The 21,133-nt window shown below is 65.1% G+C and carries 22 protein-coding genes and 1 pseudogene; 12 read left to right on the plus strand and 11 right to left on the minus strand.

The features are described from left to right. Nucleotides 1–2,735: nitrate- and nitrite sensing domain-containing protein (locus ABZ293_RS39095; RefSeq protein WP_355189247.1), on the minus strand; the 2,735-nt coding region annotated here is incomplete at its 3' end. 528 nt (nt 2,736–3,263) lie between these two features. Here ABZ293_RS39095 and ABZ293_RS39100 point away from each other — a divergent pair. Both ABZ293_RS39100 and ABZ293_RS39105 read left to right on the plus strand, forming a co-directional pair. Then, nucleotides 3,264–3,776, plus strand: coding sequence for a DUF3558 domain-containing protein (locus tag ABZ293_RS39100; protein WP_355189313.1), 513 nt, complete (start codon nt 3,264–3,266; stop codon nt 3,774–3,776). Between the two features lie 20 nt (nt 3,777–3,796). Beyond that, nucleotides 3,797–4,183 carry a hypothetical protein gene (locus tag ABZ293_RS39105; protein ID WP_355189249.1) on the plus strand — a complete coding sequence of 129 codons (387 nt, stop codon included), beginning with the start codon at nt 3,797–3,799 and terminating at the stop codon, nt 4,181–4,183. 32 nt (nt 4,184–4,215) lie between these two features. Here the strand turns inward: ABZ293_RS39105 and ABZ293_RS39110 are convergent, their stop codons facing one another. From ABZ293_RS39110 to ABZ293_RS39120, 3 genes are read right to left on the minus strand one after another with little or no spacing between them, the layout of a single operon-like run. After that, the gene (locus ABZ293_RS39110) at nt 4,216–4,473 is read right to left on the minus strand and encodes a hypothetical protein (RefSeq protein WP_355189251.1); all 258 of its coding nucleotides are present in this window, start codon (nt 4,471–4,473) and stop codon (nt 4,216–4,218) included. Nucleotides 4,474–4,491: 18 nt separating this feature from the next. Then, nucleotides 4,492–4,833: a hypothetical protein gene (locus ABZ293_RS39115; RefSeq protein WP_355189253.1), complete on the minus strand. Its 342-nt coding sequence runs from the start codon at nt 4,831–4,833 to the stop codon at nt 4,492–4,494. Beyond that, nucleotides 4,830–5,123, minus strand: a complete 294-nt coding sequence (locus ABZ293_RS39120) for a hypothetical protein (RefSeq protein ID WP_355189255.1) — start codon at nt 5,121–5,123, stop codon at nt 4,830–4,832. The genes ABZ293_RS39115 and ABZ293_RS39120 overlap by 4 nt, the downstream gene beginning before the upstream one ends. A 377-nt stretch (nt 5,124–5,500) precedes the next feature. Here ABZ293_RS39120 and ABZ293_RS39125 point away from each other — a divergent pair, with 377 nt between their 5' ends. Both ABZ293_RS39125 and ABZ293_RS39130 read left to right on the plus strand, forming a co-directional pair. Next, on the plus strand, nt 5,501–6,430 hold the full coding sequence (locus ABZ293_RS39125; protein WP_355189257.1) for a helix-turn-helix transcriptional regulator: 930 nt from the start codon (nt 5,501–5,503) through the stop codon (nt 6,428–6,430). After that, the gene (locus ABZ293_RS39130; RefSeq protein WP_355189259.1) at nt 6,427–6,633 is read left to right on the plus strand and encodes a DUF397 domain-containing protein; all 207 of its coding nucleotides are present in this window, start codon (nt 6,427–6,429) and stop codon (nt 6,631–6,633) included. Before ABZ293_RS39125 ends, ABZ293_RS39130 begins: the two co-directional genes overlap by 4 nt. A 68-nt stretch (nt 6,634–6,701) precedes the next feature. Here the strand turns inward: ABZ293_RS39130 and ABZ293_RS39135 are convergent, their stop codons facing one another. The 6 genes and pseudogenes from ABZ293_RS39135 to ABZ293_RS39160 all read right to left on the minus strand — a co-directional run bounded on the left by ABZ293_RS39135 (nt 6,702) and on the right by ABZ293_RS39160 (nt 11,932). After that, nucleotides 6,702–6,875 carry a hypothetical protein gene (locus ABZ293_RS39135; RefSeq protein WP_355189260.1) on the minus strand — a complete coding sequence of 58 codons (174 nt, stop codon included), beginning with the start codon at nt 6,873–6,875 and terminating at the stop codon, nt 6,702–6,704. A 277-nt stretch (nt 6,876–7,152) separates the two neighbouring features. Continuing rightward, nucleotides 7,153–8,442, minus strand: coding sequence for a hypothetical protein (locus ABZ293_RS39140; RefSeq protein WP_355189262.1), 1,290 nt, complete (start codon nt 8,440–8,442; stop codon nt 7,153–7,155). A gap of 219 nt (nt 8,443–8,661) precedes the next feature. Beyond that, nucleotides 8,662–8,853, minus strand: a pseudogene (locus tag ABZ293_RS39145) (transposase); the annotation flags it as partial. Nucleotides 8,854–9,131: 278 nt separating this feature from the next. Next, nucleotides 9,132–10,022, minus strand: a complete 891-nt coding sequence (locus tag ABZ293_RS39150) for a tetratricopeptide repeat protein (RefSeq protein ID WP_355189264.1) — start codon at nt 10,020–10,022, stop codon at nt 9,132–9,134. A gap of 117 nt (nt 10,023–10,139) precedes the next feature. Next, complete coding sequence (locus ABZ293_RS39155) at nt 10,140–11,186, minus strand: NAD(P)/FAD-dependent oxidoreductase (RefSeq protein ID WP_355189265.1); 1,047 nt, start codon at nt 11,184–11,186, stop codon at nt 10,140–10,142. Next, the gene (locus tag ABZ293_RS39160) at nt 11,183–11,932 is read right to left on the minus strand and encodes an SDR family oxidoreductase (RefSeq protein ID WP_355189267.1); all 750 of its coding nucleotides are present in this window, start codon (nt 11,930–11,932) and stop codon (nt 11,183–11,185) included. The genes ABZ293_RS39155 and ABZ293_RS39160 overlap by 4 nt, the downstream gene beginning before the upstream one ends. A 100-nt stretch (nt 11,933–12,032) precedes the next feature. Here ABZ293_RS39160 and ABZ293_RS39165 point away from each other — a divergent pair, with 100 nt between their 5' ends. From ABZ293_RS39165 to ABZ293_RS39190, 6 genes are all read left to right on the plus strand, one after another. Next, on the plus strand, nt 12,033–12,626 hold the full coding sequence (locus ABZ293_RS39165; RefSeq protein ID WP_355189269.1) for a TetR/AcrR family transcriptional regulator: 594 nt from the start codon (nt 12,033–12,035) through the stop codon (nt 12,624–12,626). 9 nt (nt 12,627–12,635) lie between these two features. Beyond that, a complete protein-coding gene (locus ABZ293_RS39170) occupies nt 12,636–13,046 on the plus strand; it encodes a GNAT family N-acetyltransferase (RefSeq protein WP_355189315.1) in 411 nt (136 codons plus the stop codon). A 325-nt stretch (nt 13,047–13,371) separates the two neighbouring features. Next, complete coding sequence (locus ABZ293_RS39175; protein WP_355189271.1) at nt 13,372–13,806, plus strand: hypothetical protein; 435 nt, start codon at nt 13,372–13,374, stop codon at nt 13,804–13,806. A 147-nt stretch (nt 13,807–13,953) separates the two neighbouring features. Then, the gene (locus tag ABZ293_RS39180) at nt 13,954–15,864 is read left to right on the plus strand and encodes a protein kinase (protein ID WP_355189273.1); all 1,911 of its coding nucleotides are present in this window, start codon (nt 13,954–13,956) and stop codon (nt 15,862–15,864) included. 631 nt (nt 15,865–16,495) lie between these two features. Then, nucleotides 16,496–17,266 (plus strand): hypothetical protein, encoded by a 771-nt coding sequence (locus tag ABZ293_RS39185; RefSeq protein ID WP_355189275.1) that lies wholly within the window; start codon nt 16,496–16,498, stop codon nt 17,264–17,266. A 71-nt stretch (nt 17,267–17,337) separates the two neighbouring features. Then, nucleotides 17,338–17,661, plus strand: a complete 324-nt coding sequence (locus tag ABZ293_RS39190; RefSeq protein WP_355189277.1) for a transposase — start codon at nt 17,338–17,340, stop codon at nt 17,659–17,661. Nucleotides 17,662–17,698: 37 nt separating this feature from the next. Here the strand turns inward: ABZ293_RS39190 and ABZ293_RS39195 are convergent, their stop codons facing one another. Beyond that, on the minus strand, nt 17,699–18,460 hold the full coding sequence (locus tag ABZ293_RS39195; RefSeq protein WP_355189279.1) for a dienelactone hydrolase family protein: 762 nt from the start codon (nt 18,458–18,460) through the stop codon (nt 17,699–17,701). A gap of 248 nt (nt 18,461–18,708) precedes the next feature. Here ABZ293_RS39195 and ABZ293_RS39200 point away from each other — a divergent pair, with 248 nt between their 5' ends. Together ABZ293_RS39200 and ABZ293_RS39205 are read left to right on the plus strand one after the other, a co-directional pair. After that, nucleotides 18,709–19,587, plus strand: a complete 879-nt coding sequence (locus tag ABZ293_RS39200; protein WP_355189281.1) for a hypothetical protein — start codon at nt 18,709–18,711, stop codon at nt 19,585–19,587. Nucleotides 19,588–20,094: 507 nt separating this feature from the next. After that, nucleotides 20,095–21,063: an alpha/beta hydrolase family protein gene (locus ABZ293_RS39205; RefSeq protein WP_355189283.1), complete on the plus strand. Its 969-nt coding sequence runs from the start codon at nt 20,095–20,097 to the stop codon at nt 21,061–21,063. Nucleotides 21,064–21,133: the final 70 nt, after the last annotated feature.

Raw genomic sequence — 21,133 nt, forward strand, 5'->3', positions numbered from 1 at the left:
ATATCGCCCGTCGGAATGCCCCCCGACGCAGCCCTATCACCGGTCGGAATGACCCCCGAAGCAGCCATATCGCCCGTCGGAATGCCCCCCGACGCAGCCCTATCACCGGTCGGAATGACCCCCGAAGCAGCCATATCGCCCGTCGGAATGCCCCCCGACGCTGCCCTATCACCGGTCGGAATGACCTCGGACGAAGCCCTATCGCCCGTGGGGACAACCTCGGCCATCGCCCTGTCGCCCCTTGTTACGGCTCGGTCGACGTCGGTTCCGATGGATACGACATCATCGCCGAAATCGACCGGCGCGGAATGGAAGCGCGCAAACGGCGCCGGTGCCGGTGGCGGCGATGGAAGTTCCGGTCGTGCATGCGCGGGTCCACCGGACCGCTGTCGCCAAGGCCCGGCACTGTTGTCCTCGGATCCGCCGGTCATTCGCTGACCATGTGTCGGCGCGCCAGGTCCCGAAGCGCTGTTGAGCGGAGCATCGTCGACCTGACGCCCATTGATCAGTACATCGTCGACCTGACGCCCATTGATCAGTGCATCGTCGATCTGAGCCCCGTAGAGCTGAGCGCCATCGACCCCAGCACCATTAACCTGGGCACCGTTGACCGGAGCGCCGTTGACCGGGGCACCGTGTCTCGGCCTACCGAGCACCGGTCTCGCCGAAACAGCCTCCCCCGCGGCTGATCCCTCCGAGGCACCGACAAACCCAACCGTCGACTCGGCACTCCCCCGCACACCCGACACCGCACCGGCAGGCAGCGAGCCCCGCTCCCCAGCCGCAGCTACGTCGTTCCCACCCGCAAGGGACCCTCCAGCGGCACCGACAAGCCCGGCCGCTGCCGACTCGGTAGGCCCCGGCATAGCCGGCACCGCACCAGCGGGCACCGCCCCCGCCTCACCACGCTCCCCGGGCGCACGCCGATCCTTCTCTCCCGCAATGATTCCCACCGGCAGCAGCAGCCGCGCGACGATCCCGCTCACCGGCGACACATTCAACTCGACATCGATCCCGAGCCGCCGCGCCAACTGGCCGACCACGTAATGCCCCAGATACCGCATCGGCGCGACAATGAAATCGGTTTCGCCGCTCAGCCGTGCATTCGCCTCGTCCAACTGCTCCACCGGCATGCCGACACCGTGATCCACCACCGCGAGCAGATATCCGTGCGGCAGCTTGCGCCCGTAGATCTCCACCTCCATATCCGGTGGGGAGAAGGCCAATCCGTTCTCGATGAGCTCGGCGAGCATATGCGCGAGATCGCTGACCACCGCGCCGATGATCGCGACTTCGTCCACCCGCCGCAGCACCACCCGGCGATAGTCGTCGACCTCGGACAACCCAGCGCGGATCACATCGGTGAGCGCGATCGGCTCCGCCCAGCGCCGCGGGCTCGCCGCACCCACCAGCACCAGCAGACTTTCGGCATTGCGCCGCATGCGGGTGGCCAGGTGATCGAGCTCGAACAGATTCGACAGCCCCTTGGGATCGAGTTCCTCGCGTTCGAATTCACTGATCAGCCCGAGCTGACGGCGCACCAGATTCTGATTGCGCCGCGCCAGATTCGCCATCGATTCGGTGGTGTTACGCCGGATCAGCGCCTGCTGCGAAGCCAATTCGAAGGCCGTGCGCTGCACGCCGTCCAATGCCCCTGCCACCGCGGCGATTTCGGCACTTGCACCGCGCGGTGTGCGCACGGGTGCTGGCGGATCCGGGTGGGTCTCACCGGATGCCTGCCAGGCCGCGATCACCTCGGGCAGCCGGTGATTGGCGACATCATCCGCCTCCGCCGCCAGCACGCCGAGCGGGCGCACGATGGCGCGCACACTGGCAACGACCAGCGCCACCTCGGCGGCAATCGCGATCAGCGCCGCGAGCAGAAAGCCGCCGAGGGTCAGGAACGCATCCCGACGCAGCGCCTCCGCGCGCCGCTGCACATCGTTGCCGACCGCCTGCTGTACCGCGCGCTGCTCATCGATGACCGCCGTCATCTGCGCCCACCACGTGCTCGGATCCACCGAACGCACCAGCGGACCCGCGCTCGACGCGATCGCGATCCGCTCCGATTCACCTGCCTTGACGGCATTCTCACTGCGCAGCACCGCATCGAGCCGGGCCTGCTGTGTTGCGGTCGCATCGCGCGCGAAGGCGGTCAGCCCGGCCATCTTGGCGGCGCGGATATCGAGGAACTCGACATATTCGCCATTGCGGAATTCATCGGCGGCGAAAACGCCATTGAGGAAGCCGCGCTCCTTGGCCGTCTGCTCCTTGGCCTCGCCGAGCGCATACAGCGCCGCCAAGCCGTGCCGTACCTCCGCATCGCGCGCCTGATCGAGCCCGAGCGTCAGACGGTTCAGCGCGGAAATACCGTCGGTATAGAACTGGAAGGCGGCCTGCCTGCTGGTCCGGCGGGCGTCGATCTGCGTGCGGGTCGAATCGAGCGCGTCGAATTGTCCGATCGCCGAACGCACTTGGGCCGCGCCGGGCGCATCCCCGGCCGCCGCCTCGTCGAGTGCGTGCATTGCCCGATCCGTTTCGACCCGCTGGTCGGACACGGCCTGCACCAATCGGATATCGCCGCCGAGCAGGCCATTGCTGAGCCCGCGTTCGCGCTGCGCCTGCTGCACCAGATCCTGTACGGCCAGTGTGAGTGAGACCGCGCGCACGGTGTCACCGCTCTCGCGGAAGGCCTCGACCTCCCGAGCGACCGTCACCCCAAGCAGAGCCAGCACCAAAACCAATGACAGGACAAGGATTCGAGCCAATTGCCCCCGAATCGTGCGCGGCCGCACTATTCTGTTTCCGGCAACCTGGCGTTCACTTCCGGGATCGGCAGCAATATCCGGTGTGCCCCCGGATTTTTCCGACCGTTGACGTAAACGCACCACCCTGCTCCTCCGATTGCCAGACCGCGACGGCTCTACGGCGAGCGCACGGAAAGTCACGCAGCAGCCTGCACCTGGGGTATGGCACTGTCAACGCGAAAACCGGACGAAACGGACATTGGACGCATTTGTATACACGCTGGTAATCCAACGTTTCCGCGGTATCGATCCGCTCACACCATGCCGCTCGAAAGTGTGACGTGACGGGCATCGCACACGGCTGCGCCGAGGGTTTCAGCGCGCATGATTCTGCACTGAATCCTCGACGCGCGCTGCCCCTCTCGCCCCCCAATGCCGGGGATGCCGTTTGATAGGGTCGACCTCTCCAGATAGTCGCAGCTAGAGAGGGCGGGGATGGCGCACGGATGGAAGTTGATGCTGCTCGCGGCGGCTGTTCTGCCGGGGTTGGTCGCGTGTGGGGGTTCTACGAGCGGTAGTCCGACCGCGAGCGGTGCGACGAGTGTGGCGCCGGTCAAGCTGTTCGATCCGTGTACGCAGATCCCGGATGACGCACTGACGGCCGCGGGCGTGAGCCCCTCTACCAAAGAGAGCGGCGTGGCCGGTGTGCACCAATCCGGTTGGGAGATCTGCAACTGGAAGGGCTCGAAGTACTCCCTGGGAGTCTTCTCCAGCGGCCGAACCGTGCGGGAGATCGAGCAGAAGCAGGGAAATGTCGAGTTCCAGGACGTGACGATCGCCGGACGGCAGGGCCGCCAGTTCCGCGTCGAGGGTTCGTCATATGACCTCATGTGCGATGTCGTCTTTGCCGCATCCCAAGGCATCATCGAGCTCACGCTGATCAACAATCCAGTGCTCGACCATCCCGCACCTCCGTGTGGGCTGCTACAGCAAGCCGGTGCGGCGATAGTTCCGAGCCTGCCGAAGTAACTCCAGGGGGAGGAAAGTCGATGAGCCAATCTGATGTCGCACAATGGACACGTTTTGCCGAACAGGCGAAGTCCGGAGAGCTCTATCTGGACAGCGAGGAGGCAGCGCGGCAATGCCTAGCTGCTTGCGACCAACGACTCAACGATCTTCAGGACATGCTGATCCAGGCCCAGGCCGCGCAAAGAGTCTCCGGCTTCGGCGACTTCCACATGGCCGATGATCTGGTCAAGGCGTTCAAAGGCCAAGCCACCGGCGAAGCCAACTCGATCGACGCGATCATCCGCGAGCACATCGAAGTTGTCAAAGACATGGGCGAGATCATGGCCCTATCGATCAAACGCATTACCGGACAAGACGTCACCAACTCCACCTACTTCAACACCAACACCGAATCGATGGGCGGATAGGGCCATAGCGCCGCCACTTTGGCCCTCATCAATCAAATAGTCCCCTCTGAATGCTCCTGGGGCGTAATAACTTCCGCCCAGAACTCGTGCCGCACCGCATCCCACAACCGGGACAGGTTCGGATATTTCTCACGCATATCGGCCAGGTCGGGCGCAGCCATCGCAACATCAGCGCTCAGCAAAGGCCGCGCACTATCGATAACGCTGCGCACGAGCATAATTCGGATGTGCCAATGGTCGATCTCCCAAATGACCACCCACCCATCGACCTCGGTACGGCGCTCGCGCATATTCGGCCCCCATCGGAGTCAATTCCTGTGCTCGGCGGTGCCGTTCGAGTCGGGCACGGCTACGGCCAGTTCGGACAACCTCTCCAACACCTCGCGCAGCGTTCGTAGCGGAGGTGTGCCGCACACCGGCGGTTGCGCGTCCAACCGCGGGAAGGCGATATTGCGCGCCGCGGCCCGCTCGCGCGGCGTCAGCGTCTGCGGCGCGAGATGCCCCGCGGCCACCAGCGTGTAGTACGCCGCCAATTTCCAGATACACCGATCGACCCGACAGACCCGGTGCTGCCGCATCAACTCGTGCGCCAATCGCACATCGGCACGGCCGCAGACCCGCGGCGGGGTGAGTACCGCCTCGTCGCTCACGCCGCACCCGTCTCGACCGGTGCCGGACCGGCCACGCGCGCCCATGTCGTTGCGGGACAGACAGTTTCGAGATCGAAGTCCTCACATACTCGCGCGGGCTGATCATCCACCTGGTCCAGGCCGTAGACCACGATCGCGGCCACATCCAAACCCGCCGCGATGCCGAGCGCGTAGCCGATCGCATCGTCGATATCCTGCGGCGGCCGGATGGTGTACACGTAGTGATAGCCGAGCGCGCGGGCGTGCCGCTGCACGGCGATCGCGTGCCGAGGCGCTTGCAGTCCCGACACATCGCCGCGCACCATTCCAACCGCCTTCGGCCGCTCGCGTTCGATATCGGCAGCGCCCGATCGAACGCTCGCGGGCCGAATCGCGGTCGCCCTCGAATCGGGAGGCACCGTATTGTGCTCAATTGCTGTCGGACCGGACACGGGGATACCTCCGAAAGATATTGTGACGGTAGCGATTTTGGAGCGTCGGACGGCGGGGCGCGGCATCGCCGAATTCACCACCGCGCGGGGTGGTTGAGCGGGGTGAATGTTCGGTAGACCCGACCGTCTGGCGCATAGCCAGTAAAACACCGAACAGGTAGGTTGGGAGCACTCCAATTCGATTCGGCCCGAATCGAATTCGCTCCAAACAGGCTGACTATTCCATCTAGCTTGACATGACCGTGAGTAACGCTAACGAAAGGGTGGGTGGCATTACTTTGTCGACCGAATCGAACAACACGACTCTGCCGCGCCGGGTGCTCGGACGACGCCTGCGGGAGCTGCGCGAGGAGCGCAACCTGAGCAGGGCACGAGCCGCGCAGGCGTGTGAGATGGGCTCACAGACCTTGTGGCGCTTGGAATCTGGACGCGGCAGCGAGATCAAGAAGATGGTTATCAACGCGCTCTGCGATCTGTATCAAGCCAGTGATGACGATCGGCGCGTACTACTGTGGCTCGCCCAGGAGTCCCGGAAGGATGGATGGTGGCAGTCGTACACCGACGCAATAGCTCCGAATTTCGGGATGTTCTTCGGGCTCGAGCAATCCGCCAGCCGCATTATCTCGTGGCAGTCGACGTTGCTGCCAGGTTTGCTCCAAACGCCCGGCTACCGGCGTGCCATGTGGAAAATATCCACGGCCCAGCCAGGTCGGCCTCTTGATGCCGATCGTGAAGTTGATCTGATCACGAAGCGGCAGAGTCGGATTCACGATTCGGAGAATTTCACGTTGGAAGTGCTACTCACCGAGTCCGTGCTGCGACACCGAGTCGCCGACGACGAAGTCATGGCAGGTCAGTTGAATCGGCTCATCGAGGTTGGCGATCGTCCAAACGTGTCAATTCGGGTCGTTCGGTTCAATGCACCGAATCACTTGGGGCTGACCACTAAAGACTTCGTCTACATGGAGTTTCCAGATCACCCGAATCCAGCACTCAAGGAGCCGCCCGTGGTCTACGTGGAGGGCTTCACCGGTGCCCTGTACTTGGACAAGGCCGATGAGGTTGAGCAGTATCTGGCAGCGTATACCGACATCCACCGAGTAGCGTTGAACGAGTATGACACCCGAAGCCTCATAGTGACGGCTGCAAAGGAGTACGAAGCGTGAACACCGACCTGTCCGGTGCGAAGTGGTTCAAGAGCAGCCGCAGTGCCAGCGGTAAGGACTGTGTCGAGGTCGCGCACCTCGCCGGAGGCATGGTGGGAGTGCGCGACTCCAAGAACCCGACCGGCCCAGCGCTCGTCTTCACTCCCACGGAGTGGGACGCCTTCACCGCTGGCGTCCAGGACGGCGAGTTCAACCGGCCCTAGCGGCCACCCTCTGAAATACGGTCAGCCTCGGTTCGACACAACGAACCGGGGTTGAACCTCCGCGCGCGTCACGTCAGCAGACGAATCCGATTGCACCACAGGCTGTTTGCACCGCCGAGTGATTGCGGAATACTCACATCGCCCGCATGACCACCCATCGATGCCGCAATCCGAACCCCGACTTCTTCACCGGCGGTGGGAATCCCTGCCAGTTCCATGGCACCATCGCCGCGATCGGTCACCGCCTGATTCTGTTCTCATGGCGTTCCGAGGTGACGGCGACGAAGCCGACGATGTTCGGCCATTCGTGGGGGGGGTGAGTGCCGAGACGCTGAGCCGGTCTGTGGTTTGCCACCGTTCGATGGGACCACCACGTTGCCAGTCATGGGACCACCGATAGCTGTGCAGAAGTGGAACGGGTTATCGCGCTGGTGATTGGCGGATGCCGCGTGCTCGAACGCCCGCTCAGCTGCATTATCGCTCACTCGCGCTGACTGAAGTCAGCACGGATCGTTCTCATCACGACACGTCGAGTCCCGGATTCAGGGCGATCTCCTCGAGCAGCGCTAACGGCAGAAGCTCGGCGGGGGCGGCGGCGAAGGAGATTTCGATCTGTGTCCCGGACGGGCGGGTGACGGTGACCGTGCGGTCAGTTCGCGGCGTGGACGCCAGCGCCGCACTTCGCCCTTCGTGAGTCTCGACCACAGTCCCGTCCGGCAGCCGCCGCCTCGCGCCGCCGTAAGAGGGAGTATCGGGCTCCTGCGGCAGGGGTTGCCCGGTGCTGATCACGACGGTCAACCGCGATTGCCGGCCGGGCGTGGTTACTTGAACCGCCTGGCACACGCCGCCGCCCCATTCCCCTGGCAGCAGCGCCCCTAATCGCCGGTCCAGGGTCACACCGTCGAGCGGAATCTGCGCCAGCACCGCACCCCATCGACGAGCCTGCGCCTGATCGATCACCGCACCGGATTTCGAGAAGGGCAGGCAGACCTCGGGCGGGCTCGACGTTCCGGGCGGAACCGGCGCGCTGACGCGTAGTTCGGGATCGGTCACGAGCGCGACGAGTTCATCGATGGCCAAGGGGACGGCTCGGGGACGGCCGCTGCCCTCAGCGGCTTGATCGGTGGCGTTCGCGTGGGCGACGGATCCGTCGGGCAGATAAGCGGTGGCGTCGCGCGTAAGGGTGCGAGCCCCATTGATCTCGTACCAGGTGTCATCGGTATCGACGATGGTGCCATCGGGAAGGTGGCGCCGTTCGTCGAGTTCGCCGGCGACGCACGGTGGAATCGGCTTGGTGGCTTGGCGCACGTTCACCGACAGAGCGCCCTCTCGGTCACCACGCAGCAGCATGGCGTTCGCCCTGGTCCAACCGCCGAATCCCTTGTTCTGCGTGGCATCGCCGAGGATCGGCTGGAACACCAGCGAGCGCGTTACCGAGGCGAAGGCGATCTCGACATCACCGGGCAGCCCAGCCTGCAGCGCCTGCGTCATCGCGCCCGCCTTGGGACCGGAGAACCACGGATAGGACGGATTATCGTATTCGTATGTGACGGAGTGAACCATCCCGAACGTTTGCCCTTCCCGCGGAGGTTCTACGACATCGCAACCCGGGATCTGCACCGGAAACGCGACCGGCGGGGTGACATAGGAGTTTTCGGCCCGAGCCGTGGGCTCCGACGGCTCCGGCTCGTGCACCAGCCAGGCGATGAGGTAGCCGGTCGCGACGATCGCGGCACAGGTCAGACCCACCTTCCATCTGTCCACAGCCGGGGAGGGCTGGGCAGCGTCGTTGTCATCACCGTTTTCCATGTCCGCCATTGTGTCTGCCGGTACCGACATGCTGCACACTCGTCGGCGGACGCCATGCACGCACGCTCTTCGGCATTATGGGATGTTCGGCGGCGGCCGCCATGATCGGACCGCGCGGCAAATCTGGAACATGTTCACGCGGCGGATCACCTGCTTTCGGTGGTCCCATGACTGGCAACGTGGTGGTCCCACAACGGGGTCCTGACGCAGATAGCGTGATCACTCCAGGGTGCGCCGGATTTCCGTAATCGTTCCGGCGTCGTTGTGGCTGAGTAGTATTCGCTTCCGGAGCAGGTCCAGATTCGATCTACCAAAGCATTGCCTCTCGAGGACCTTGATCTTGTTCACGGTGCCCTCAGTTGGACCGTTGCTCCAGGGTAGGGTGAGCCCGGCAGTGACGGCGGCGAGGTCGTGCTCGAGGCGGAAGGCGTTCCTATCCCGCGGACCGACACGCAGAACGTCTTTCTATGCCGAATTGAGTGCATTCATCCGATTGGTTCGGGTGTGTGGCTGGTGGGCCGGAATCGTAGTGGCGGCTCGCGGTATTCCTCGAGGTATGCGCAATCCAGCCGATGGTGCGGGCGATGACGAAGAGTGCCTCGTCGGCGTCGGGTCGTGTTCGGGAATCGACGAGCGACGAACGGGTCGATGTTGCAGACGCGGAGCCGGGCTCTGTGCTGGCGGTGTTCTCAGGCTGCGCCTGTGGCCTGTTCGCGGAGCCATTGGCAGTAGGCAGGGTCGATGTCGGAGGCCAGGCGCTCGAATTCACGAAGTGCTTCGGCGGTGCGGGCAAGACGAGCATGGTGGGCTGCGCGAGCGGCAAGCAACTTGGGTTCGTTCGGGGCGTGGCTCAGGCCCGCTTGGGCAGCGGCGAGAGCGGCGGGATGGTCGCCCTGCTCTGCGTACAGGTCGGACAGGTCGAGATGGAGTGACCAGTTGTCTGGTTCCAGAGCGAGTGCACGACGGAGTGCGGCGGCCGTTTCGTCGTGGTTCCCTAGCAGCCGCCAGGTTCCGGCTCGAACGACCTCCGCCAGCACGGTTCGGCCCACGGCGTCGGCGCGGTCGCACAGAGCCAGCGACTCGTCGGTTCGGCCCAAGAGGCGGAGCGAGATCGCCATTCCGGCTAGGTCTTCGGGGCCCAGACCCGCCCGAGACCTGACCGTCTCGACCACCCGCAGCCAGGGCCGGGCGGCGGCGTCGGCAGGCACCGCCGTGTGGTCGAAGAGGCGGTATACCGCCTCGCGCAGGGCTTCGGTGCTCACCCCGGAAAGGAAAGACGCATCGGAGAACCAGGGAGCGTCAGCCCATGCGATCCGCGGGCTGACGCCGCTGAGCGCACCGAGCGTGAGCGCGGCATCGTCCATCCGGCCGTCGAGGAAGTGGCGGAATGCCAGGATCGGCGCGACGCTCGGGTCGTCGGCGGACAACTCGCCGAGTTCGGGCAGTAGCTCGACCGCGGCCGCGTAAGCCGCGGGGTCGGACGGCGCGGTTGCGATCGCGCGAGACAGGTGGCGGGCGGCCTGTTCGGGATCGCCGCCGCAGTGGGCCAACACGTTCGCCAGGGTGATGTCGAGAGACATCCAACGAGGGTATCGGACGAGGAGCGACTGTCCGGGCCCGAAATATCTTGGGGCGAAAAGATTTTGACTCGGTGGAGGTCGGAGATGCACGCCTGGTCACAGCGCGGATTCGCCTGCCTACAGATTCGCCTGAGTGTGCAGTTCGAGTGCGGAACCGGGATGGCCGATCCGGAGCGTGGCGGCGTGCGAGCGCTGCTGGACCAGTTGTGCTGCCGGGCGGCGGATTCCGGCGTATCCGGCGAGCGCGGACTGAACTGGAAGGTCGGGCAGCGTGAGCAGTTCGGAAAGCAGAGCGGCATCCTGTAGTCCCACTCCTGCGCCCTGGCCCAGTCGGGGACTCATGGCGTGCGCGGCATCGCCTGCGAGCGCGATCCGACCGACCGCCCAATCATCGGTCACGACTTGGTTTATGTTGGCGTAGAAACCGACAGGCTCGGTGCGCATGGCCTTGATCAGGCCGGCCAGCGGACCACTCAGGTCGGCGTAGTCCTCCGCCAGTTCGGTGAGCGTGCAGTCGCTGCGGTTGTCCGGTTCACCGGGCAGGAATACGACGCCGTGCAGTACCGTGCCGCGGTTCAGGACGAAAAGACTCAGGCGGCCGTCGCTGGTCATACCGGCGAGGTGCAGGCCTGCGGCGTTGGGGACCTGGAAGCGCACCACAGCACTGCCCGCGTAGGCCGGATCCGGACCACCGAAGACGCTGCGCCGAGTCCAAGAGTTGATACCGTCGGCGCCGACGACCACGTCGAACTCGCCTGCGGTGCCGTCGCTGAACCCGACCTCGACGCACGCACCATTGTCGGTGATCGAGACCGGTGCGATCCCGGTGCGCACCAGCTCGCCGACGGGTTCCCAAAGCCACAGCTGCAGCTCGGAACGGGTCGTCACAACCCCGTCCATGGCGGCGATACCGACCGGAACGGAGGTGTTCGGGTCGTACATGATTGTTCGAGCGAGCCGATCCGCGGTCAGCTCCTGCGGCGCCAATCCCAGTTGCCGCAGAGCATCGAGATGTCTGTCGGTCAGGCTGATCGCCCAGCCGGCTTCGGTGATGACCGGCGCCTGTTCGACGACCGTGATCTCGATGTCATCGGCGCAGCGGAGTCCGTTGGCCAACGCCAGACCGGTGAGTCCAGCTCCGATGATCAGTACGCGGCGGGTCATGCGATCGCCATCCCGCCGTCGATCGCAATGACCTGGCCGGTGACCCACGCTGCAGCAGGATCAGCCAGCGCGACGATCCAGCGGGCAACTTCATCAGCGGTGCCGCGGCGCTTGAGTGGGAGCGAGGCCGCCTCCGCCGCAGTAATCTCCGCAACCATGTCGGCAGGTACCACCGTCGAAAGGATCGGGGTCTCGGTGGGTCCGGGAGCAACCGCGTTGACGCGGATGCCCTGACCGGCCAATTCCGCGGCCCATGACCGAGTCAGGTAGTCCAGCGCGGCCTTGGACGCACCGTAGAACGCCGACCTGGCCTGGGGACGCTGCGCGGTCGCACTGCTTACGTTCACGATGCTGCCGCCGACGACCGACAGGTGCTTGACCGCGGCGCCGGCCAGATAGGACGGCCCGAAGACGTTGATCGAGAACAAGTGGTTCAACGCGTCGTAGGTGGGGTTGGTGGTCGATACAGGGTTGAGTGCGCCTGCATTGTTGATCAGGGCGTCGAGTCGGCCGTGTACGCCGACGGCCGAGTCGATGAACTGGCGGGCTCGGGCTTCATCGGCGACGTCCACGACCTCGTAACTGATCGTCGGATGCTCGGCGGCGAGATCGGCGAGCGGCGCTTCCCGTCGCCCGGCAACGATCACGTTCCAGCCCGCGTCTGCGAGTTGTATGGCAGTCGCGCGGCCGATGCCACTGCCGCCACCGGTGATGACAGCTACCTGGCCAGTGTTGTCCACAGTCATGTTCGGGCTCCTCTGGCAACAAAACGAATGAACTTTCGTTTTCAAATGTGGCTTACGACCTGCGCACGTGTCAAGGCGAAAGATCGTTCATTATTGATGGATGCCCCCTGTCACGCCCGAGTACCTCGCCAAACGACGCGCGACGATCCTTGCTGCCGCAGCGCACTGCTTCGCCACCAAAGGCCTGCACTCCACGTCGATGCCGGATATCTGCACCCAAGCCGGGATGTCCGCAGGTGGGGTCTATCGCTACTTCGCCAGCAAGGAGGAACTCATCGAGGAACTTGCGGACACGGTGATGGCTCCAGTGCTCCGGGTCTTACATACGGCTCTCGACTCGGACCCGGTGCCGCGACCGGCGGAAGTCATCGATTTGATCCACGACACGCTACTGATCGACAGCCCACCTACCACCAGCTCAGCGCTCATGCTCCAACTGTGGTCCGAGGTCGCTGGCAACGCTCGCGTACGCGAGTCTCAGCGCCGCTATATGACCGAACTCCTCGATGTTCTGAGCGGCTTCACCCGGCGGTGGGCCCAACTCGACGACGAGTCGGCGCTGGCGACAGCGAACGCGTTGGTGGCGATGAGCATGGGCACCTTCTTGGTACAGAACGTCCTGGAAGCGGACATGCCGACGACGTCGACCCGCAAGCTCCTCGAAGCACTCGACCCCATCGTCCGCTCGGGTTAAGGCAGCGTCATCGCGGACAGACAGACGAACCTTCTCATCGGAACGCTGATGCTCGACCGCCGCTCGGCAGACCAGCCCGGTCACCTCACCGAGGACGGCGAAGAACTGGAACTGACCTACCTCCTACGACGCGATGCCTGGGGCGCAGGTCTCGCATTCGAAGCCGCCACCGCAGCGCTGCGCACCGCCGCCGCCGAACTCCCGGACCAGCCAGTTCTGGTCATAACCCAGACTGCCAACCACCGCTCACTGAAACTCGCTACCCGCCTCGGCTTCCAGCCGGTCGGCACCTTCGAAGCGTTCGGCGCGCAGCAGACCCTCGCCACCGCTCACCTGCATACCTTCGATCCGACGCCCACCACACCACCAACAACGGAGCGGACAGAAGAAATGCCATCGAATCGAGACCAGGCCCGTTAGCCACTACCCGAGACGAACCAGCAACCGGGCTTGCGGCACATCCCCGCTTCCACATGCATGTCGCACCGACCTACTCGTCCCGGCTCAACGAGGTGGCACGCCGGTTCGGCCTGCTCACCGACCAGCAACTCCGCTGCGGCATCCCCAGAAGCGTTGCCGCGCTGAGAAATCGATCCGTGACCGGATCGCCATCTGGAAGGACGACCCCAAGCAGTTCGTCTGGACCAAAACCGCTGACGAAATCAGCGAACGCCTCGCCTCATATCTGCAACGAATTCCCGGCGCAGGCCGCTGATGCGCTCGAATCCGTTGGGGGAAGCGAGCATTGGGCTCGCCTGTCGCCGTCTCCGATAAGGTCTGTCCGGTGAAAAACATGCGAATCAACGGACCCATTCTGCTGGCCGCGTCCGCCGCGCTCGTCGCGTTCGGCCCGGTCACCGCGCTGGCGAACGCGCAAGCACCGCTGCAGGCCCCCGAGGTCACCTTCGCCGGCACCGCGCCGGGAACCGTGACCGCGACTGTGCACAACCCTAACGGCACCGGCCGGTGCTGGGCGGAAGCCGGTGTCGGCCCCGAGCAAAATCACCGCTTCTTCGGCAACAGCGCCCCGGAGTCGATGGCCGGCCCCGGCCAGACCGTGACCACAACGCTGGAAGGGCTCGAACTGGGAACGACTATCACCGCCCGGGGCGGCTGTTTCGACGACACCCCCACCGGCGGGATGCCCTTCACCGAACTGGTAACAGTTACCGTTCCCTGATATGCACCGGGCGAAGGCGTTACGCGCCTTCGCCCGGCGGAACCGAGGGGGCGATCGGCACCATTCCATCGCATGTACGTAAGCGGAAGGCTGTCCCGCCCGACACGCCGATCTCCGAACTCGTCCAACTCGCCTGCGGTGGCTACCATGCCGGTCACGTGCAGGTGCTCGCCGCGCAGCGCGGTCTGGATCTGCTCGGCGCGCGGGTCTCGCGGTTGCGTTGGCGCCCAGTCCGTTTGCGGGTATCCCCGATCGCGGACAGGCTTAACCGGGCGCCCGGCACGGCCGGGTTCGGATATGCTCGCGACGCAGTGCGTATCGGAACTCGCGACGCAGTGCGCATCGGAAACGGGGGAGCTGTTGGCTCAACTTGATATCGGATCGACCTTCGCCGACTTCGCTATCGAGGGGGTCTTGGGCCGAGGCGGCATGGGCTCGGTGTATCTGGCCCGGCATCCGCGGCTGCCGCGGCAGCTCGCACTCAAGCTGCTCAATCGGGAGATCTGTGCCGATCCGGAGATGCGCCGCCGTTTCGAGCAAGAAGCCAGTGTCGTTGCCCGCATGGAACATCCGGGAATCGTGGGGATCTACGATCGCGGGATCCACGACGAACAGCTGTGGATCGCCATGCAGTACATCCACGGGACCGATGCCGCGCAACTGTCACCGGACCAGCTGACCATCGAGCGAGTGCTGCGGATCCTCACCGGCTGCGCCGCCGCGCTCGACTACGCGCACTCGCGCGCAGTACTGCACCGCGACATCAAACCGGCGAACATTCTGCTCGCCGCCCCGCAGACCGGGCTCGAGGAACGCCCGGTGCTCACCGATTTCGGGATCGCGCGCATACTGGGCGCCACCTCCCAGCTCACCGCGACCGGAACCTTCACGGCCACCCTCGCTTTCGCCGCGCCCGAACAGCTGGCCGGCTCCGAAGTGGATCATCGCACCGACCAATATTCCTTGGCCTGCACGCTTTTCACCCTGCTGGCCCACCGCACGCCCTTCGATGCCGAACATCCCGCACAGGTCATCGCCGGACACCTGAGCATGCCGCCACCGCAGCTGACCCGATTCCGTCCCGACCTGCCGCCCGCGCTGGATCGGGTGCTCTCCCGGGCCATGGCCAAACAGCGCGAGCAGCGGTTCGACAGCTGCGTGGAATTCGCCGCGGCCGTGCAGAATGCGTTGCAGGGGCGGCCGTCGGCGGAAGCTGCGCGCACGGCGGAAACCATTGTGGCGCAGGGGAATCCGACCGCATCACAGCAAGCCAAGGCGGCGCCGCAGTTCACAGCACCGCCCACGGTAGTCGGCGCCGGGTCACCGATGGTTGCGCAAACCCCTGCCGCGGCCATGCCTTCGATGCAGACTCCACCCGGATCGCTTCCGGCAGCGGCGGTTCCGGCGGGATCGGTTCCGACGGGATCGATTCCGGCACGGGCGATTCCGTCCACCGCGATCCCCGGCACCCCATTCCCAGCGGCACCCCCGCGCGAGGCCAGCGGTTGCCGCACTGTGATCATCGGACTGGGATCCATTGTGACAGTCCTGGCGCTGGCCATGGCGGGTGTTGTGGGGTACGCGGTGTACGACTCGAAGTATCCCAGTTGGAGCCGTGACGAGCAGCGCATCGCCGCCACCTTCCCGAAACTGGTGCCCGGCAAGCCGAAAGTGCCCGGCTGGCACGACACCACCTGCGATGGGTACGCCGACAGCCATGAGAAGGCAGCCATCTACTGCTTCAGCGCGAACAAGGATTTCTCCTTCACCCTGCGTTATTTCGACACCCCCGAGGACGCGGACCAGGATTTCCAGCTCCCCGCTCCCGGCAACAACGCGCTGTACACGCACGAACAGCTGCGCACCGAAATCCACCCCGACGTGCCCGAACCGATGAAGCTGATGTTCACCGACCCCGACGATCGGCGCAGCAAGATCTACACCGGATTCAGCATGGATTCCGACCGCAACCTGTTCACAGTGGAAATCGAGTACGACACCTCTTCCGACGACGATCAGAAGGTATCCCTCTGGAAGTCCATGCCGCTCGGTAAGTGACGCGCGTCCGCCCCGAAGGCATTCGCGCAGTTCGCTGTCGAGTCGTGCGGCAGCGTCGAACAGGGTTTCGGCACTGGACCGCCCACCAGAAGATCTGCTCGGCCGCTCAGTGGTGGAACGGCTGACGTGTCGTTCCATGTTACTGGCGCAGTGCACTTTCCAGACGTGCGCTATTCCCTGCAGTCGTGGAGCCAGCAACGACTTGCAGAGGCGTAAGGGTGCGCCAGGTCGCCGGCACCCCCGCGCATCAGCAAGGCGCAGTCGAGCACCGCGCTGCCTGGCGGGAACCGGTCGCGGTCGTCGAAGACCGTGGACCGAACCGAGCGGATCTCGACCGACTCGACGTGCCACGAGTTCGTCTGGAGTTCGAGCCCGTCGAGGCATTGACCGCGACGCGTGGCCGAGAATCCGGCCGAGCCACATCGCCCAACCGCCAACCAGTTGAGGTCGCATCGGCGGCGGGGCACCAAGCGTGCGGCGGCCTCAGGGTCGACTCGGTAGTTCACAAGACGGCGTCGCTCGACGACCTGGACATCCGCGGCTCTGCGCCGCGATCGTCGATCGACTGACTTTCGGCGGACACAACATCGAAACCGGATGGTCACCGGCGCAGCCACTTTAGACTCGCGACATGTTTCGGCTGATCTTGTTGGTGCCGTTGGCCTGCTGGCTGCTCGCGGCGCGAGCGCCCCGCACCCGGTGGCGCGTAGGTGTGGTGTTGGCGGTGCTGACCGTGGCCGAGCTGGGTGTGTCGTTCGGGGGCTGGCGACTGCGCCACTATCAGCACAGTCTCGAGGTGCCGATGATCGCCGCCGGTGTCGTGGTGCTGCTGGCGGGACTGATCTGGGACTGGGCCGATACCGACGGTGGCGGGGTGCGGCAGTGGATCGCCCGGGTGCTCGGCGGGCTGTACGGCCTACTGGCCCTGTTCGTGCTGCTGTTCTTCGTGCTGGGCGACCTCGGCGTCTTCGCGAGCGCCCCAGTCTACGGAGGCAAGGCCGTCGCGACCCCCGACGCCGAACTGCTGCTACCCCTGCCCGCCGGCCTGACGGTCGTCGACGAAACGACCAGCTGCGAGGACTCCGACGCGGGGAGCTTCTGCGATCGCACCTTCGCCATCGCCGCCGCCGACGGCACGCCCGATGATCAGGTGGCCGGCCGCTTGCTCGCTCATCTGGGTGATTCCGGCGGCTGGACATTCGGTTCTGCGGGCGAGGAAAGGCTCGCCGACTGGAGCGGTACCCGGTGGCGCGCCTGCCGCACCGCGGGCTGGTGGCTGGATCGCCAGAACGAGCACGTCTCGGTCTTCGCCTTCACCCCCGGCATACCGCACAACCGATTCGCTCCGGCACAGGCAGCCGTCACCGTTGAATTCGGGTTCTCCCACCAGGTCTGCGAATAGCGCGGGCGGACCAGCCCGGCCGGCGGCGATCGGACGGATCCGCGCGGCAGCCGCGCCGCAACCCGGACGTGGTGATCGCCGACCTGGCCTACTCCGCTGTGTCGAATCGAACCCTATTGCGGCGCAAACGCATCCAGGCCGTCATCCCGGAACGCTCCGATCAGGTCGCCAACCGAAAACGCAAGGGCCGACACGGCGGTCGGGCGCCGAGCTTCGACACCAAAACCTACAAGCGTCGCAACGTCGCCGAACGCGCCTTCAACCGAGGCGAGCACTGGCGCGCGGTCGCCGCGCGCTATGACAAGCTCGCGATCACCTACCGCGCCGGATTCGTCCTGGCCCTGATCGTCGAATGGCTCAAATCATTGGGAGACACGACCTGGTCCGTGTTTTGAAGGTGGGTTTAGTTGGGGGCTGGTCCAGGCGAGGCAGCTACTGGCGCAAATTGCGGTCGAACAGGGCCAGCAGTTCGCGGTAGTGCCGTTCGTCGGCTTCGGGGTGGTAGGCGGAAGTATCGGCCTGGGTGTAGCCGTGTTGGGCACCCTCATAGACCTCGGTGCGGTAGCGGACGCCGGCGGCATCGAGTGCCTTGTCGAACTGGGCAATGTGTTCCGGAGTCATGTGGTGATCCTCGCCGGCGTGGGCGAAATACAGCTCCGCCGTGATGTTTCCGACGGTCAGGTGCGGACTGTCCGGGGTGTCGGTGACGAGTGGTCCGCCATGGAATCCGGCCACCGCCGCGACCCGATCGGGGAACATGGCGGCGGTCAGCACCGCCAGCCGCGCACCCATGCAGTAGCCGGTGACGCCGACCTTTCCTGAGGCGACCTGCGGCGACGCTGCCAGCCACTTCAGGTAGGCGTCGGTATCCGAACGCAGGTTCTCCGGTGTCAGCTCGCGGATCATCGGGAAGACCTGCTGGAAGATCTCCGGCCGCTCCGCCGGGTCGATGAATTCCGGCAGCTCGATCACCGGCGCACGCCCGTGCCGGTAATAGGCGTTCGGAAGCAGGACGGTGTAACCGTGGGCGGCAATACGATCGGCCAGCGACCGCAAGCTGGACCGCAGTCCGAAGCCGTCCTGAATCACCAGCACTCCCGGGTGGGCGGCGCCATCGTCGGGATAGACGACATACGCATCGGCGACACCATCGGGCGTCGGAACGTCGATCGACATGCCGTGCACCGCAATCATCGTTGGATCCTCCTGTCGCGTCGACTCTTTCGAACGTACCGCATTCAGAATCGGCCGATTCGATTCACCTACCGGTCGCGCCGATGATGCGATCGAGCCGGCCGACGCCGAAGCGTTCGCGGTCACGGCGCAGGCGCGGAAACGACGGTGACCTGGGGCGATTCGCGGATCAGCCCGACCGGCAACGGGCGGAGGTGGTGTCCGATTCGTTCAAGACGTCTGCTCGTGTGCCTTCTAGGTTCGGTGGGGTGAAGAAGCTGACTGCCGAGGCGATCGATCGCGCGGAGAAGTACATCCTGTCGAATGCGCGGGTGCTCGAACGGCACCGGTTCGCGGCGGCGTTCCGGGGCGGGGATCCGGCGATGGTCGTGGCCGCGTTGCAGCCCTACCGCAACAACGACGGCGGGTTCGGGCAGGCACTCGAACCGGACGGTCGCGGGCCGGGGAGTCAGCCAGCGGCGGTCCAGGCGGCGTTCGCATTCCTCGACGAGGTGGGGCGGCTGGGCGATGAGTTGGTGCGGAGCGCTTGTGACTACCTGCTGGCGATCAGCGCTGAGGATGGCGGGTTGCCGTTCGTACACCCCAACGCCGACGGTTACGCGCGAGCACCGTGGTGGCAGATCCCGGAGCGATACGAGGGTTCGCTTATTCCGACCGGAAGCATCGCAGGGTTGTTGCACAAGAACAATTTCGAACACCAGTGGCTCGGTCCGGCCACGGACTACTGCTGGCAGATGGTCGAGAGCGTCAGCCGCGTAAACACGTACGAGACGATGGCAGCGATCACGTTCCTGGACAATGTTCCCGATCGCGGACGCGCGGAAGCGGCTGCCGAGCGGCTCGGCAAGATCGTGCGCACCCAGACCATGGGCACCGACTCGGACGAGTCCTACGCGCCGTGGGACTTCGCGGTGACGCCGGAAAGTATTGCCCGCCAATGGTTTATCGATGATGAGCTCGAGGTGAGCTTGGACGTTCTCGTCGAATCGCAACAAGCGGATGGGTCCTGGCCGGTGCGCTGGCCGGCGTGGACGCCGGTGACCGGTTTCGAGTGGGGCGGCTGGGTGACCATCGAGGCGATCAAAATCCTGACCAGTCACGGGCGCGCCCCTGACGAGACGTTCTGAGATGTCGGGTTTTCGGTGACGACACGGTCGCTACAGCCGGGCCTACGCAGGTCCTCGCAACGGCGGCCGCGGTCCGCGGTTTCGGCCGCGCTGATGGTCACCGGACCGTCCCTGGAAATGCCTTCGAACTACGACGACCACCTCTGGCCACCGCGCGAGACAAGCCAGAAATGGCCATTCCGTACCGCAGGTCGGGGCACCGAGCTGGACAACGATTCACTGGCACAGGACAACCGGGGCCGAACCGTCAGCGGACGAATCCAATTGCACCACAGACTATTTGCATTGCCGCCCGATTGCGCAATACTCGCAATACCCGCATGACCACCCATCGATACCACAATCTGAAACCCAACTTCTTCACCGGCGGTGGGAATCCGACGCTGCCGGTCCATGGCATTGTCGACGCGAAATGTCACGGCCTCCTACGGGGGCCAACCGTCGATGAGGGTTTGCAGCATGGATTTGCGCATATCGGTATTGCGAGGACGCCGGAGGCACCGGCGGATGGCAGCTGTCGCCGCAGCCGTGGTCGTCGCGGTTGCGCCACTGTTCGTCGTCGCTCCGCAGGCGAACGCGGATGCGGACGCCGTCGTCGAGCGAATCGAGCGCACCTCCGCACAGCAATGGCAGATGTACGTTCGCTCCCCCGCGATGAAGCGGACCATTCACCTCGACGTCCTGGTCCCCGCGAACCAATCGGCGCCCCGCCCGACTTTGCTGCTGCTGGACGGTAACGGGGCAACGGAATCCCAGTCGGCGAGCACCTGGACGCTGCGCGGCGGCGCCAAGGAATTCTTCGCCGACAAGCCGGTCAATGTGGTGATGCCGGTCGGCGGCGGGGGCACCTATTACACCGACTGGTTGCAGGATGATCCCAAAATCGGACACCAGAAGTGGGAAACCTTTCTCACCTCCGAACTGCCGCCGCTGATCGACCGCGAACTGAAGGGCAATGGCGTCTACGCCGTGGGCGGACTTTCGATGGGAGCGGGAGCGGCCGCCATTCTGGCCGTCCGGCACCCCGATATGTTCCGAGCCCTCGCGGCCTTCAGCGGTTGCTACTCCACCGACGGTGTCGGGCAGTTGTCGGTGCGCCCGGTGGTCGAATCGAAGGGCGGCAACCCGGACAACATGTGGGGCACCGCGGGCAACCCGGAGTGGGCGGCCCACGATCCGAGCAAACACCTCGACGCGCTGCGCGGCAAACCGGTCCACCTCTACATGGGCACCGGCATACCCGGCCCCGACGATGCCCCCTTCGACGATCGCTGGTCCTGGCCCAACGACCCGCTCCGCGCGAACGAGATCGAACAGGTCTCGCACGACTGCACCCTCGCCCTCTCCCCCGCCATGAAACTCTTCGGCGCCGACGTCTCCGTCGACTACGCCGCCATCGGCGTCCACTCCTGGCCGTACTGGAAGGCCGCCCTCCCCAAATCCTGGCCAGCCCTAAAAGCCGGCCTCGGCGTATAACCCGCACCCAAAAGCCCCGAGCCCCCGCAGCGCCGCTAGACCCACCGCCCCACACCCACCACGCCCTCAC

It is taken from the genome of Nocardia sp. NPDC005998, from assembly GCF_040614395.1.
Lineage (GTDB): Bacteria > Actinomycetota > Actinomycetes > Mycobacteriales > Mycobacteriaceae > Nocardia.

What these genes read in the sequence shown, in the direction of transcription:
- ABZ293_RS39100 (WP_355189313.1), top strand. Translation starts at nt 3,264, where the DNA reads ATGCTGCTCGCGGCGGCTGTTCTGCCGGGGTTGGTCGCGTGTGGGGGT.
- ABZ293_RS39105 (WP_355189249.1), top strand. Translation starts at nt 3,797, where the DNA reads ATGAGCCAATCTGATGTCGCACAATGGACACGTTTTGCCGAACAGGCG.
- ABZ293_RS39110 (WP_355189251.1), bottom strand. Translation starts at nt 4,473, where the DNA reads ATGCGCGAGCGCCGTACCGAGGTCGATGGGTGGGTGGTCATTTGGGAG.
- ABZ293_RS39125 (WP_355189257.1), top strand. Translation starts at nt 5,501, where the DNA reads ATGACCGTGAGTAACGCTAACGAAAGGGTGGGTGGCATTACTTTGTCG.
- ABZ293_RS39140 (WP_355189262.1), bottom strand. Translation starts at nt 8,442, where the DNA reads ATGGAAAACGGTGATGACAACGACGCTGCCCAGCCCTCCCCGGCTGTG.
- ABZ293_RS39150 (WP_355189264.1), bottom strand. Translation starts at nt 10,022, where the DNA reads ATGTCTCTCGACATCACCCTGGCGAACGTGTTGGCCCACTGCGGCGGC.
- ABZ293_RS39155 (WP_355189265.1), bottom strand. Translation starts at nt 11,186, where the DNA reads ATGACCCGCCGCGTACTGATCATCGGAGCTGGACTCACCGGTCTGGCG.
- ABZ293_RS39160 (WP_355189267.1), bottom strand. Translation starts at nt 11,932, where the DNA reads ATGACTGTGGACAACACTGGCCAGGTAGCTGTCATCACCGGTGGCGGC.
- ABZ293_RS39165 (WP_355189269.1), top strand. Translation starts at nt 12,033, where the DNA reads ATGCCCCCTGTCACGCCCGAGTACCTCGCCAAACGACGCGCGACGATC.
- ABZ293_RS39180 (WP_355189273.1), top strand. Translation starts at nt 13,954, where the DNA reads ATGCCGGTCACGTGCAGGTGCTCGCCGCGCAGCGCGGTCTGGATCTGC.
- ABZ293_RS39185 (WP_355189275.1), top strand. Translation starts at nt 16,496, where the DNA reads ATGTTTCGGCTGATCTTGTTGGTGCCGTTGGCCTGCTGGCTGCTCGCG.
- ABZ293_RS39195 (WP_355189279.1), bottom strand. Translation starts at nt 18,460, where the DNA reads ATGATTGCGGTGCACGGCATGTCGATCGACGTTCCGACGCCCGATGGT.
- ABZ293_RS39205 (WP_355189283.1), top strand. Translation starts at nt 20,095, where the DNA reads ATGGCAGCTGTCGCCGCAGCCGTGGTCGTCGCGGTTGCGCCACTGTTC.